Origin of the sequence: Streptomyces azureus (genome assembly GCF_001270025.1) — a bacterium.
Lineage (GTDB): Bacteria > Actinomycetota > Actinomycetes > Streptomycetales > Streptomycetaceae > Streptomyces > Streptomyces azureus.
Genome location: NZ_DF968220.1, coordinates 1 through 13,998 on the forward strand (window position 1 = coordinate 1; position 13,998 = coordinate 13,998).

Sequence of the window (13,998 nt, forward strand, 5' to 3'; positions counted from 1 at the left end):
GTTCGCGACCGTCAGCCCGGCGAACATGATCGCCACGGCCTGGGACTTCTTCTCCGGCGCGACCAGACCGCGCGCGACCAGCGAGCCGATACCGAAGAAGGAACCGTGGCACAGCGCCGCGACGATCCGCCCGAGCAGCATCACCGGGTAGTTCGGCGCGATGGCGGAGAGCAGGTTGCCGACGACGAACAACGCCACCAGGCCGACCAGGACCTGCTTGCGGGGCAGCCGTGCAGTCGCCGCGGTCAGCGCGATCGCTCCCACCGCGACACTCAGCGCGTACCCGGAGATCAACCAGCCCGCGGCCGCCTCGGACACCGCGAAACTGGACGCCACCTGCGGCAGCAGCCCGGCGATGAGGAACTCGGTCAGACCGATACCGAAGCCGCCCAGCGCCAGCGCGAGGAGTCCACTCGGCATCCGTCACTCTCCGATCGAGCCCCGGTCACTCGTCCAGTGACATCACCCGTCACCTCAGCACATCGAATAGGAGTGGGAAAGTGCTTTCTGGCCGAGCGGCAGCCGCACCGGCAGCCCGTGCCGTTTCAGTCGCCGCACTGCTCCAGCATCATCCGCTTGTCCGCCGCCGTGACGGGAAGCTCGTACTTCAGCGACACCTGGGCGAAGCGCACCGAATAGGCGCAGCGGATCCGCTTGTTCGGCGGCAACCAGGACGCCGGACCGGAGTCGCCCTTCGAGCTGTTGGTCCGCCCGTCCACCGGGACGAGGTTGAGCGGGTCGTTCGCGATGGCCTCGCGCTTGTCCTCCGTCCAGCGCGAGGCGCCCATCTGCCAGTCGTAGGACAGCGGCATGACGTGGTCTATCTGGACCTCCGTCGCGCGGGACTTGGTCCACTCGATGACCTTGCCCGTGTACGGGTCGTGCAACGTCAGTGCCATGACGACGCAGTCCGAGCCCGACCGGAAGCGAAGGTCTTCCCCGTCACGCTTCAGGAGGTCGTTGCGCGAGTCGCACCCGTTGCGGGCGAAGGGGACGTCGGCCGGAGCCGAGTCCATCCAGGCGTAGCCGAACTTGTCCCGTTCGTAGCCCGTCCTGGGCCCGCGTCCCTTCGTCTCCACCTTCTCGATGAGGGCACGGGCCCTCGCCTTGTCCTCGGTGGACGTGATCGCCGCCAGGCCCGGCTTCGTGCCGTCCGGGTTGTCCAGTGGATTCGCGGCTCGTCCGTCGCCGGCCGTAGGGACGCCGGAACCCGAGGGTCCACCGCCGTCCGCGGGCGGGGCCAGGCCTTCACAGCCGGCCAGCGCCGAACCGGCGACCATCATCGCGACAGCCAGTGCCGCCCCACCCCTCAGACGCCTCACCGTGCGCCCCTCCCCTGCTCGACTGTTCCGCCACCGCACGGGCGGTCCGTTCCTGGTCCCAGATTGACTTGTATATCCGCTCCACAGGCGGATACCGCCAGTCCGGCGGCCTTTTTGCTGTGCCGCCACTGGCCGGTCGTCGTGACAAGGCCCGGCGCAGCGTGTTCAGGGCGATCACCTGAGGGACAGGTACAGACCTCACTGGAACTAAATGGGCATACCTTGCATGTCACGCGTATCGTCTGTTTTGAGTCATCTCGGGAAGGAGTTCTGGATGGGCATCTTCGACAAGTTCAAGAGCCATGCGCGGAACAAGGGCAAGCAAGGCTCCGACACCGCGGAACAGCAGATGAACGAGAGGACCGGCGGCAAGTACGAGGACCAGGTCGACACCGGGCAGCAGCGGGTCGAGGGCTCGCTCGGTATGGACCGCGACCGCGACCGGCCCGACCAGCAGTAAGGCCTCCGAACATCAGAGGCCGTCCGCGGGGAGGCAACCAAGACGCGCCTCCTGCGGGCGGCTTCCCATTCCCTACGGCACGTGGGGGGATGCGGATGAGCCGGCGGCCCGAGCGGGCCCTCACACCCGCCCGATCAGACCTTGCCTATCCCCAACGTCGTCTCCTGGGGCAGCAGGCCCGACGCCAGAACGGCGACCCAGAAGTCGCCCAGCAGTCCGGCGAGACGGCCGACGCCATCCGGGCCGAGCAACTTCCAGGGGCCGGCGGCAAGTTGGTCGGTGTGCCGCTCCACTCGGTCACGCAGCGCGCGGCCCGCTTCCGTGGCCTCGCCGTCCGCGCCGACCAGGCCCTTGCCGGCCAGGCGGTCGCGTGCGGCAGCCCATTCCTCCGAGTTCCACCCACGGCTCTCGAAGCGCTCCACCGACGCGGCGCCTATCGCGGCGAAGGAGACGAGCGCCTCCACCGGATCCAGGCCGGCCACGAGCAGGGCCGCGAGGTGGCCGTCGCCACGGTGCTCGCGCAGGATCGTCGCCGCGTGCCACAACTGAAGGTGCGGGGCCCGCGGCCAGTCGAGCGCGGCGTTGGCCGCGGCGAGCGGGCGGCCGGCCGGGTCCGCCGCCTCGGCCGCACGCCGGGCGAGCGCGGCGGCTTCCGCCAGTGCGGGACTGTCCACCTGGTCGCCGAACAGGGCGCGGTAGGCCCGGTCGACCGCCCGCGTCCTCGCTTCGAGGACCGTGTCCGGGCTCGCGACCCTCCACGCCGGCTCGACGTACTCGGCGACCATGCGAGGACTGAAGCTGTAGAAGGCCGAGGTCACCCGCTCCGGGCCGGCCTCCCCCAACGGGGCGGCGCGGTAGGCGAAGTAGCTCGGCCAGCGCTCCCGGGTGCCGTACCCGAGGGCGGCCGCCTCCTCGAAGGCCTCCGGCGCGTAATACAGCACCGCGTGCAGGGGCTCCAGCAGGTGCCACATCTGTCGCACGCGAGTCGGCTCCACGCTGCCGTCCCACGTCACCGCGCCTCCGTCGATCTCGCCGACCTGTTCCGCCATGGCATACCTCCACGCACTCGCGTCCGGTCCCGTCGCACTTGGCCGCCGCCCCTCCCGCCGCGCCGCGTTCGGTCCAAGCACCTAACTTGACAGTGACAAGATTGCTCCGGTGGCCCCGAACTTGTCAATGCCTAGATGCGGCGTACGCTCCTGACCATGAGCTCAAGCAAGGCATCAGCGACCGAGAAGGGCCCCGGCGGCCGCTCGTACCACCACGGCGACCTGCGCCGTGCCATCCTCACCGCCGCCCTCGAAGCCATCGCGGCGGACGGTCCGTCCGGGCTGAGTCTGCGCGACCTGGCCCGCCGCGCAGGCGTCTCGCACGCCGCGCCCGCCCACCACTTCAAAGACCGCGCCGGACTGCTCACGGCGATCGCCGCCGAGGGCTTCGGGCTGCTCGCGACCACGCTCAGGGCGGCGGCGGACCTGGAGGAGGCGGGTGTGCGCTACGTACGTTTCGCGCGGGAGCATCCGGCGCACTTCCAGGTGATGTTCGCGCCCGAACTGCTGCGCACCGGCGACCTGGAACTGACCGCGGCACGCGCCCTCGCCTCGGACGCGCTGCGCGAGGCCGTCACGGCGGTGCCCCCGGAAGGCCGCGGCACGGACGCCCGACTCGCCGGCGTCGCCGCCTGGTCCCTGGCCCACGGCTTCGCCACGCTGCTGCTCAGTCACAACCTGGACGACCCGGTGGGCGACCAGGACCCGGAGGAGGTGTTCCGCAAGCTGGCGGGGATGCTCTTCCGCCACGCCGAGTAGCCGTCGCCCGCCGCCCTCGTGCCACACGGGCGTGACCTCGGCACTCGCGCTTGACCTTGACACTGACGTCAGGGTCCGAGGATCCCCGCATGGCATCCCGATTCCCGTCCCCGTCCCCGTCCCCGTATGCGAAGGCCGCGCGAGAGCCCCGGCGAGAGACCTCTCGAACCGTGCTCGTCACCGGCGCCGGTTCCGGCATCGGCCGTGCCACCGCCCACGCGTTCGCCGACGCGGGCGCACAGGTCGTGGCGGTGGGCCGCCGCGAGGCGCCCCTCGCCGAGACCGCCGCTCACGACCCGGCCCGCATCAGTCCGCTCGTCGCCGACATCACGGCCGACGACGGCCCCGAGAGCATCGCCCGTACGGCACTCGACCGGCACGGTCGCATCGACGTGCTCGTGAACAACGCGGGCATCGTCGACACCCAGTCCCTGCGCACCTACACGCGTGCCGCCGTGGAGCCCCAGCTCGCGACGAACCTCCTCGCTCCCGTCCTGCTCGTGCAGGCCGCGCTCCCGGCTCTCGAGGACAGCCGGGGCGTGATCGTGAACGTGACGACGTCCGTCGGGCAGCGCGCCTGGCCGGGCAACTCCCTGTACGCGGCCGGGAAGGCGGCCCTGGAGGTGCTCACGCGCAGTTGGGCGGTGGAGCTCGCCCCGCTGGGAATCCGGGTCGCCGCCGTGGCGCCGGGCGCGATCGACACACCGATCGGCGAGCACTCGGGCCACACCCCCGAGCAGCAGGCCGCGATCCGCGCCTGGCAGCTCGCGCACACGCCGCTCGGCCGGGTCGGACGCCCCGAGGAGGTGGCGTGGGCGATCACGCAACTGGCCTCGCCACAGGCCTCGTTCGTCACCGGCGTGGTCCTTCCGGTGGACGGCGGCGCGGTCGTGGCATGAGACTGACGCGCATGGCGGAACCACGTATGCGGATCGGTGAACTCGCCGAGGCGACCGGCACGACGCCGCGCGCCCTGCGCCACTACGAGCAGGCGGGGCTCATCACCTCCGTACGCGCCGCGAACGGCTATCGCCTGTACGACGCCGGCACGGCCGTCCGCGTCCGCAACGTCCGTCGTCTGCTGGACGTGGGCCTGACGCTCGACGACGTACGGGTGTTCCTGCCGTGCCTGGACGGCGACGTCACGGCCGGGCCCGCCTCCGAGGAGGCGCTCCGGGTCGCCGCCGGCCGTCTCGCGGTGCTGGACGCGCGCATCGCCGCGCAGGTCGCGGTCCGCGACCGGCTGGCGGCGGCACTGCGCGAGGCCACCGGGGCGCACGTACGACCGGTGGCCTGACGGGGTCTCGGCGGGCCCGGGCCGTCAGGACCCCAGCACCGACGTCAGGAACTCCCCGACCCACGCCAGCAGATCCCGCCCGACCAGCGGCTTCCCGCCGACCTTCGCGGTCTTCGGGCGCGGCACCAGCACCTGGTGCACGGCCGGCTTGATGACGACCCCGGGGTACAGCCGCTTGACCCGCAGCTCCTGCGACTCGCGCAACTCCACGGGCGCGAAGCGGACGTTGGTGCCCTGGAGCACGATCTCGCCGACGCCGCACGCCCGCGCCAGCATCCGCAGACCGGCCACGAGCAGCAGGTTCTCCACGGGTTCGGGCAGCTTGCCGTACCGGTCGACCAGTTCCTCGCGTACGGCCTTGATGTCCTCCTCCGTGTTGGCGGAGGCGATGGCGCGGTACGCCTGGAGCCTGAGCCGCTCGCCCGGCGCGTAGTCGTGCGGGACGTGCGCGTCGACGGGCAGCTCGATCTTGACCTCGAGCGGCGGCTCCTCCTCGATCTCGCCGGTCTCCAACTGGCGGCGGTAGTCGGCGACGGCCTCGCCGACCATCCGTACGTACAGGTCGAAGCCGACGCCCGCGATGTGGCCGGACTGCTCGCCGCCGAGCAGGTTGCCCGCGCCGCGGATCTCCAGGTCCTTCATCGCCACGTACATGCCGGCGCCCATCTCCGTGTGCTGGGCGATGGTCGCGAGCCGCTCGTGCGCGGTCTCGGTCAGCGGCTTCTCCGGCGGGTAGAGGAAGTACGCGTACCCGCGTTCCCGTCCCCGGCCCACGCGGCCGCGCAGCTGGTGGAGCTGGGACAGGCCGAAGGTGTCGCCGCGCTCCACGATGAGGGTGTTGGCGTTGGAGATGTCGATGCCGGATTCGACGATGGTCGTGGACACCAGCACGTCGAACTTCTTCTCCCAGAAGTCGACGACGACCTGTTCCAGCGCCTGTTCGGACATCTGGCCGTGGGCGGTGGCGATGCGCGCCTCGGGGACGATCTCGCGCAGCCGGGCGGCGGCCCGGTCGATCGACTCGACGCGGTTGTGGATGTAGAAGACCTGGCCCTCGCGCAGCAGTTCGCGGCGGATGGCGGCGCCGATCTGCCTCTCCTCGTAGGGGCCGACGAAGGTCAGCACCGGGTGCCGTTCCTCCGGAGGCGTCGTGATCGTGGACATCTCGCGGATGCCGGTCACCGCCATCTCCAGCGTCCTGGGGATCGGGGTGGCGGACATCGTCAGCACGTCGACGTTCGCGCGGAGCTTCTTCAGCTGCTCCTTGTGCTCGACGCCGAAGCGCTGCTCCTCGTCGACGATGACCAGGCCCAGGTCCTTGAACTTGGTCTCCGACGAGAACAGGCGGTGGGTGCCGATGACGATGTCCACCGAGCCCTCGCGCAGGCCCTCCAGGACCGCCTTGGCCTCGGTGTCGGTCTGGAAGCGGGACAGCGCCTTCACGCTCACGGGGAACTGCGCGTACCGCTCGCTGAACGTCCCGAAGTGCTGCTGCACCAGCAGCGTCGTGGGCACCAGGACGGCCACCTGCTTGCCGTCCTGGACGGCCTTGAAGGCGGCCCGGACCGCGATCTCGGTCTTGCCGTAGCCGACGTCGCCGCAGATCAGGCGGTCCATCGGGACCGACTTCTCCATGTCCTCCTTGACCTCGGCGATGGTGGTGAGCTGGTCGGGCGTCTCCGCGTAGGGGAAGGCGTCCTCCAGTTCGCGCTGCCAGGGGGTGTCCGCGCCGAAGGTGTGGCCGGGGGCCGCCATGCGGGCGCTGTAGAGCTTGATCAGGTCGGCCGCGATCTCCTTGACGGCCTTCTTCGCGCGGGCCTTCGTCTTCGTCCAGTCGGCGCCGCCGAGGCGGTGCAGGGTGGGGGCCTCGCCGCCGACGTACTTGGTGATCTGCTCCAGCTGGTCGGTGGGGATGTACAGGCGGTCGCCGGGCTGGCCGCGCTTGGCGGGCGCGTACTCGACGACCAGGTACTCGCGGGTGGCGCCCTGCACGGTGCGCTGCACCATCTCGATGTAGCGGCCGACGCCGTGCTGCTCGTGGACGATGTAGTCGCCCGGCTCCAGGGTGAGCGGGTCGATGGTCTTGCGGCGGCGAGCCGGCATCCGGGCGCCGTCGCGGCCCGCCGCCCGCTGGCCCGTCAGGTCCGTCTCGGTCAGTACGGCGAGTCTGAGGGCCGGGTCGACGAAGCCGTGCTCGATCGAGCCGCACGCCACGTGCACGACCGACGGGGAGATCTCGGCGAGGTCGGCGTCGAGGCGGGCCGCGATGCCCTCGCCGCCCAGCACCTCGACGGTACGGGCCGCCGGGCCGTGGGCCTCGGTGACGAACACCGCGCGCCAGCCGTCGGCGAGCCAGCCCTTGGTGTCGGCGAGGGCCTTGGCGGTGTCCCCGCGGTAGGTCTCCGGGGCGTGCATGCCGAGCTTGAGCGTGTCCGCGTCCAGCTCTTCGTCCGCGGCGAAGGGCGACACCGACCACCACATCATGTCCAGCTCGCGGGCCCGGTCCCGGACGTCGGCGATGGACCACAGGGAGGCCGCGCCGACGTCGATGGGCGCCTCGCCGCCGCCGGCGGTGGCCGCCCAGGAGGCCTGGAGGAACTCCTGCGACGTAGCCACCAGGTCCGACGCGCGCGTGCGGACCCGCTCCGGGTCGCACACGACGGCCATGGCGCCCTTGGGCAGCACGTCGAGCAGCAGCTCCATCTCGTCGACGAGGACCGGAGCGAGGGATTCCATGCCCTCTACCGCGATCCCCTCGGCGATCTTGCCGAGCAGTTCGCCGAGCTCGGGGTGCTCCTCGGCCAGGGCACGCGCACGCGCGCGGACGTCCTCGGTGAGCAGCAGCTCGCGGCACGGCGGCGCCCACAGGCCGTGCTCGGCGACTTCCAGGGAGCGCTGGTCGGCGACCTTGAAGTAGCGGATCTCCTCGACGTCGTCGCCCCAGAACTCGATGCGCAGGGGGTGTTCCTCGGTGGGCGGGAACACGTCGAGGATGCCGCCGCGGACGGCGAACTCGCCGCGCTTCTCCACGAGCTCCACGCGCGCGTACGCGGCGGCCGCGAGGGCCTCGACGATTTCGCCGAGGTCGGCGGTCTGCCCCGTCCTCAGGGAGACCGGCTCCAGGTCTCCGAGGCCCTTGACCTGCGGCTGGAGCACCGACCGCACGGGCGCCACGACGACGGAGACCGGACCGGTCTCGGGGTCGTCGGGGCGGGGGTGGGCCAGGCGGCGCAGCACGGCCAGGCGGCGGCCGACCGTGTCGCTGCGGGGGCTGAGCCGCTCATGCGGGAGCGTCTCCCAGGACGGGTACTCCACGACCCCCTCCGGCGGGAGGAGAGAGCGCAGCGCCGCGGCCAGGTCCTCCGCCTCGCGGCCGGTCGCCGTCACCGCCAGCACCGGACGGCCCGTGTCGCGGGCCAGGGCGGCGACCGCGAAGGGGCGGGCCGCCGGGGGGCCGACGAGGTCGACGTGCATGCGGTTGCCGTCTGCGGCCGCGTTGATCGCTTCCGCGAGAGCGGCGTCCTTACTTACGGCGTCGAGCAGACCGTGCAGGCTCATTCGGGGTGTTTTCCGTCCAGGGTGGGCAACACGACGGGCCCGACGCGCGTCGCGAGCCGGGGGTCTCCAGCGTACGACGGCGCGCGCCCGCGCGGCGGGGCTGTGGATGACGCCCGTTCTCGCGAGGACCGCCCGGCCGCCTTCCCCCCGTATGCAGCTGGGCAAGAGAACTGTGCAGCTGGACGAGAACGGAACCAGCCGCCCAATCTTCACAACTTCACCTCCACCCGTTGATTTCGCCACGGCATGATCGGTCCGGTCCCCCGAGCGGTACCCCCACCCGTAAGGCCCGGCATGCCTGCCCCCGCCCTCCAGGCCCCAGAGGCCCACATACCGACGCCGGTCGCTCCTTCCCGTGGCGACCGGCACCCGGATCGCGCGCGGTGGGACCCCTGGGTCCTCGCCGCCGTCCTCTTCGCCGCCTACACGGCCGTCTCCGTAGGCCGCTACCGGCACATGACGACCCTCTCCTGGGACCTGGGCATCTTCGAGCAGGCCGTGCGGGCGTACGCACATCTGCGGGCGCCGGTGTCCGACCTCAAGGGGCCGGGGTTCGACATCCTGGGTGACCACTTCAGCCCGGTGACGGCCCTGCTCGCGCCGGCGTACCGGGTGTTTCCCTCACCTGTCACGCTGCTGGTCGCCCAGGCCGCGCTCTTCGCCCTGTCCGCCGTACCCGTCACCCGCGCCGCCGCCCGGCTCCTCGGCCGTCGTCGCGGTCTGGCGCTCGGCCTCGCCTACGGGCTGTCCTGGGGCGTCCAGCGCGCTGTCGACTTCGACTTCCACGAGATCTGCTTCGCCGTCCCGCTGATCGCCTTCTCCCTGGAGGCGCTGCTCGCGGACCGCCGGCGCGCGGCCCTGTGCTGGGCGCTTCCCCTGGTGCTGGTGAAGGAGGACCTGGGGCTGACGCTGGCCGCGATCGCGCTCGTCGTCGCCTGGCGGGCGCGCGACTCGTCGCCCCGGACGGTTCCGTACGCGCTCGGTGCCGCGGCCTTCGGCATGGCGGCGACACTGCTCGTCCTCACGGTGGTCATCCCGTCGTTCAACACCTCCGGGACCTACGCCTACTGGGACAAGGTCAGCGAGTCGGTCAGCCCCGTCGACGGCCTGGGCACCAAGCTCCGCACCCTCGCCTGGCTCCTGATCCCCACCACCGGACTGCTCGCCCTGCGTTCCCCGCTGCTGCTGGTGGCCCTGCCGACGCTCGGCTGGCGCTTCCTGTCCGGCGACGAGCACTACTGGGGCACCGACTGGCACTACAGCGCGGTTCTGATGCCGGTCGTGTTCCTCGCCCTCGCCGACGCCCTCACGACCGCGCGCCACAGTCCGCGCCCGTGGCTGAGCTCGTACGCCGCCCAGCTGCCGGCCGCCGTCGCCGCCGCGGCCCTGGCGCTGACCACCTCGCTGCCGCTGGCGCAGCTCACGGAGTCCGGGATCTACCGCGAGCCCGCCGCGGTGTCCGGCGTCGAACGGCTCCTGGCGCGGATCCCCGACGGCGCCACCGTCGAGGCCAACATCGGCCCGATCAGCCGCCTGACCTCGCGCTGCCGGGTTTTCTGGCTCGGCAACACCCAGGGCGTCACTCCCGAGTACATCGCCCTGGAGAACATCGACGGCACGTACCGCGACCCCGTGGGCTACGCCGGGGATCTGCACCCCGGCGCCGCGTACGGCGTCGCGGGCAAGGCCAACGGGTACGTGGTCCTGGAGCGGCTCACGGCGAGCTGATGCCGAACGCGCGGCCCCTGCCGCAAAGGGCCCGCCCCGGAGGCGGAAACCTCCGGGGCGGGCCCGTCCTCCGCAACCCCCGTGTGCGGTGGTCCTTGCCCGGCTACTCGGTCGCGATGGCGTTCAGGACGTTCATCCGGCCCGCCCGGAACGCCGGGATGAGGGCGGCGAACAGACCCACGAACGCCGAGGCGATGAAGACGCCGGTGATCGTCGGCCAGGGGATCTCCAGGACCTCCAGACCCTCCAGGGCGAGGAGCTGCTGTGCGGTGGCGCCCCAGCCCATGCCCAGTCCGAGGCCCAGGAGGGCGCCGAAGAGGGCGATGACGACCGACTCCATGCGGATCATGCGGCGCAGCTGACGGCGGGAGAGGCCGATCGCCCGCATCAGGCCGATCTCCCGGGTGCGCTCCACCACCGACAGGGCCAGGGTGTTCACCACGCCCAGGATGGCGACGATGATCGCCAGGGCCAGCAGGCCGTAGATCATGTTGAGCAGCTGGCCGATCTGGTCCTTCAGGGCCTCCTTGTAGTCGGTCTGGTCGCGCACGGTGTACTGGGGGTAGTCGTGCAGCGCCGACTTCAGGGACTTGTAGGCGGCGTCCTGCTGACCGTCCTTGGCGCTGGCGAAGAGCAGCGAGTCCAGCGGCATCTTGTCGGCGGGGACGTACTTGGCCATCGTGGCGATGGACGTGTACATCGCGCCCGCGTCGATCACGACGTCACTGCTGGTGATCGCCCGGACCGTCAGGTCGGCCGTGGCGCCGTCCTTGAAGGCGACCTTGATCTTGGAGCCGAGGCTGATGCCGTGGTCCTTGGCGAACTTCTCGTGCACCGACATCGAGTCGGGCTTGTAGGCGTCGGGGAGCTTGCCGGCGACCGTCTCGGTGCGCAGGTCGGTCGCGTACGACGGGTCGGCCGCCGTGATCGCCGTGCCCTTGAGCGTCTTGCCGTCGGGGGTGGTGAAGTCGGCCTTGGTCCACTTGTACTCGGTGACCCGCTCCACGTCCGGCGCCGACTTCGCGGCCTTGACCGCCTGCGGGGTGATCAGCTGGCCGCTGTCGGACTGGACGATGAAGTCCGTGCCGACGGTCTTGTCGAGCTGGTCGGTGGCGGACGCCACCATGGAGGAGCCGACCACGGACAGGCACGCCACCAGCGCGAGGCCGATCATCAGCGCGGCGCCCGTCGCGCCGGTGCGGCGCGGGTTGCGCAGGGCGTTGCGCTCGGCCATGCGGCCGACGGGGCCGAACATGCGCAGCAGGAGGGCGCCGAGGACGCGGACCACACCGCCGGCGAGCAGCGGGCCGATGACGACGAAGCCGATCAGCGACAGCACCACGCCGAGGCCGAGCCACAGCGAGCCCTGCTGGGCCTTGTCGGCCTCCGCCGCCAGGTAGAGGCCGCAGACGCCGGCGCCGGTGAGGACCGTGCCGATGACGCCGCGGATCCAGCCGGCCCTGGCGTCCGCGGGGGCTCCCGCGTCGCGCAGTGCGGCCATCGGAGAGATCTTGCCGGCGCGCCGGGCGGGCAGGTAGGCGGCCAGGACGGTGACGACCACGCCGAGGACGAGGCCGACCACCGGGGTCGTCCAGGCCACCGTCAGGTCGTCGGTGGACAGCTCCATGCCCATCTGGCCCATGAGCTTCATCAGGCCGACCGCGAGGCCGACGCCGCCGGCCACGCCGAGAACCGATCCGACGACGCCGAGCAGCAGCGCCTCGGCCAGCACGGAGCGGTTGACCTGCTTGCGGGAGGAGCCGATCGCCCGCATCAGGCCGATCTCCCGGGTGCGCTGGGCGACCAGCATGGAGAAGGTGTTGATGATCAGGAAGATGCCGACGAGGAAGGCGATCCCGGCGAAGCCGAGCATCGCGTACTTCATGACGTTCATGAAGCCCGCGACATCCTTCTGGTTGGCGTCGGCGGTCTCCTTCGCGGTCTTCACCTGGACGTCGCCGCCGAGTTCGGCCGCGACGTTCTTCTTCAGCTGCGCGTCGCTAACGCCGGAGGCCGCCGTGACGTTGACGTTGGTGTAGACGTCGGTCTCGCCGACCAGGGCCTGCTGGGCGGTCTTGGTGTCGAGGTAGAAGATCGCGGCACCGGGGTTGGTGACCGTGAAGTCGGCGATGCCGGAGACCTGCGCCTTGTGGGTGCCGACCGCGCTGATCACGCCGATCTCGTCACCGAGCTTCAGGTCGTGCTTGTCGGCGGTGTCGGCGTCGACCATGATCTGGTCGGGGCTCTCGGGTGCCGCACCGGAGGTGATCTTCATGGTGCGGGCTTCGTTGGCGTTCCAGCTGCCGACGACGGTCGGGGCGCCGCTGGAGGGCGACAGGTTGTCCTTGTCGGCGTCGACGACGGTCACCGACGTCGAGAACACCGTGCCCTCGGCGGACTTGACCCCGTCGGCCTTGCGGACCTCGCCCAGCACGGAGGCCGGCATGACCGGCGGCCTGCCGTTGTCGGCGGTCGTCTCGCCGCTGTCGGAGGCGCCCTTGGCGCTCACCGTCACATCCGAGGAGGTGGCCGCGAAGAGCTTGTCGAACGTCGTGGACATGGTGTCCGTGAAGACGAGCGTCCCGCAGACGAAGCCCACCGACAGCAGGACGGCGATCGCCGACAGCGCCATGCGTCCCTTGTGCGCGACGAAGTTGCGCAGGGAGGTCTTCATGACGGTCATGACGTGCGCCCCCGGGCGTCGAAGTCCTTCATGCGGTCCAGGACGGCCTCCGCGGTCGGCTTGAACATCTCGTCGACGATGCGGCCGTCGGCGAGGTACAGCACACGGTCCGCGTAGCTGGCGGCGACCGGGTCGTGGGTGACCATCACGATGGTCTGGCCCAGCTCGTCCACGGACCGGCGCAGGAAGCCGAGGACCTCGGCGCCGGCGCGCGAGTCGAGGTTTCCGGTCGGCTCGTCCCCGAAGATGATCTCGGGCTGGGCGGCGAGCGCCCGCGCCACGGCGACGCGCTGCTGCTGGCCGCCGGACAGCTGGGTGGGCCGGTGCTTGAGGCGGTCGGCGAGCCCGACGGTCTCCACGACGCGCGTCAGCCACTGCTTGTCCGGCTTGCGGCCCGCGATGTCCATGGGCAGCGTGATGTTCTCTATGGCGTTGAGCGTCGGCAGCAGGTTGAACGCCTGGAAGATGAACCCGATCCGGTCCCGGCGCAGCTGCGTGAGCTTCTTGTCCTTCAGGCCGGTGATCTCGGTCTCGTCGAGGTAGATCTGCCCGCTGGTGACGGTGTCGAGCCCGGCGAGGCAGTGCATGAGCGTGGACTTGCCGGACCCCGAGGGGCCCATGATCGCGGTGAACTGGCCGCGTGCGATGTCCACGTCGACGTGGTCGAGGGCGACGACGCGGGTCTCACCGGTCCCGTAGGCCTTCACGACCTGCCGCGCCCGCGCGGCAACGGCCGTACGCCCTCCAGTGCCCCCGTGCCTGGGAATGGTCACAGCCGAAGTCACGGTATGTCTCCTATTTCGGTCAGCAGATGGTGAAGGCGGTCGCCTGGTCGACAGCCGCTGTACGCGAGGCCGGACGACGAACTCGTCCGACGCGTTTCAGTCTCGCGGCGGGGAGGGGTCCCGCGCTCTGGTGCTCAGCGCAGTCTTTTCCTGTGGAAAACCCCACCCCCGCCGGTGTGCAGAACCGCCCCCCGGCGGCGTAAAGCCAGGTTAAGGACCGACCCCTGCGCGTCTCGTCCTCCGTCGGTACGAACCCTCCCCAGGTCGTAGTACGGAGGTACCCCTAGGGGCAGTCCACCGAAGGGTGGAGACCGTCTCAGGGTTCGCTCCACCCGTCGGCCCGTTCAGGCTCCACCC

At 71.1% G+C, this 13,998-nt stretch carries 11 protein-coding genes; 5 read left to right on the forward strand and 6 right to left on the reverse strand.

Going from position 1 to position 13,998, the window contains the following annotated elements; all coding sequences use genetic code 11:
- A partial coding sequence (locus AOQ53_RS06810; RefSeq protein WP_148640297.1) for an MFS transporter occupies positions 1-420 on the reverse strand: 420 nt, incomplete at its 3' end.
- 125 nt (positions 421-545) lie between these two features.
- Positions 546-1,322, reverse strand: a complete 777-nt coding sequence (locus AOQ53_RS06815; RefSeq protein ID WP_078945186.1) for an HNH endonuclease family protein — start codon at positions 1,320-1,322, stop codon at positions 546-548.
- Positions 1,323-1,596: 274 nt separating this feature from the next.
- Between AOQ53_RS06815 and AOQ53_RS06820 the strand changes: the two genes are divergently transcribed.
- Entirely contained in the window at positions 1,597-1,782 is a 186-nt protein-coding gene (locus tag AOQ53_RS06820) for an antitoxin (RefSeq protein ID WP_059415867.1), read from the forward strand.
- A 134-nt stretch (positions 1,783-1,916) separates the two neighbouring features.
- Here the strand turns inward: AOQ53_RS06820 and AOQ53_RS06825 are convergent, their stop codons facing one another.
- On the reverse strand, positions 1,917-2,831 hold the full coding sequence (locus AOQ53_RS06825) for an SCO6745 family protein (RefSeq protein ID WP_059415868.1): 915 nt from the start codon (positions 2,829-2,831) through the stop codon (positions 1,917-1,919).
- Positions 2,832-2,987: 156 nt separating this feature from the next.
- On the opposite strand from AOQ53_RS06825, the gene AOQ53_RS06830 reads away from it, so the two are divergent.
- The 3 genes from AOQ53_RS06830 (at position 2,988) to AOQ53_RS06840 (ending at position 4,887) form a co-directional block, all read left to right on the forward strand.
- Complete coding sequence (locus tag AOQ53_RS06830; protein WP_059416009.1) at positions 2,988-3,590, forward strand: TetR/AcrR family transcriptional regulator; 603 nt, start codon at positions 2,988-2,990, stop codon at positions 3,588-3,590.
- Between the two features lie 89 nt (positions 3,591-3,679).
- Positions 3,680-4,489, forward strand: a complete 810-nt coding sequence (locus tag AOQ53_RS06835) for an SDR family NAD(P)-dependent oxidoreductase (RefSeq protein WP_059415869.1) — start codon at positions 3,680-3,682, stop codon at positions 4,487-4,489.
- A 26-nt stretch (positions 4,490-4,515) separates the two neighbouring features.
- Positions 4,516-4,887, forward strand: coding sequence for a MerR family transcriptional regulator (locus AOQ53_RS06840; RefSeq protein ID WP_059415871.1), 372 nt, complete (start codon positions 4,516-4,518; stop codon positions 4,885-4,887).
- Between the two features lie 24 nt (positions 4,888-4,911).
- On the opposite strand, the gene mfd is transcribed toward AOQ53_RS06840, so the two are convergent.
- Positions 4,912-8,445: a transcription-repair coupling factor gene (mfd, locus tag AOQ53_RS06845; protein ID WP_059415873.1), complete on the reverse strand. Its 3,534-nt coding sequence runs from the start codon at positions 8,443-8,445 to the stop codon at positions 4,912-4,914.
- A gap of 294 nt (positions 8,446-8,739) precedes the next feature.
- Here mfd and AOQ53_RS06850 point away from each other — a divergent pair, with 294 nt between their 5' ends.
- The gene (locus tag AOQ53_RS06850) at positions 8,740-10,173 is read left to right on the forward strand and encodes a DUF2079 domain-containing protein (protein WP_059415875.1); all 1,434 of its coding nucleotides are present in this window, start codon (positions 8,740-8,742) and stop codon (positions 10,171-10,173) included.
- Between the two features lie 103 nt (positions 10,174-10,276).
- Here the strand turns inward: AOQ53_RS06850 and AOQ53_RS06855 are convergent, their stop codons facing one another.
- Positions 10,277-12,856 (reverse strand): ABC transporter permease, encoded by a 2,580-nt coding sequence (locus AOQ53_RS06855; RefSeq protein WP_059415876.1) that lies wholly within the window; start codon positions 12,854-12,856, stop codon positions 10,277-10,279.
- Complete coding sequence (locus tag AOQ53_RS06860; protein WP_059415878.1) at positions 12,853-13,641, reverse strand: ABC transporter ATP-binding protein; 789 nt, start codon at positions 13,639-13,641, stop codon at positions 12,853-12,855. The genes AOQ53_RS06855 and AOQ53_RS06860 overlap by 4 nt, the downstream gene beginning before the upstream one ends.
- Positions 13,642-13,998 lie beyond the last annotated feature (357 nt).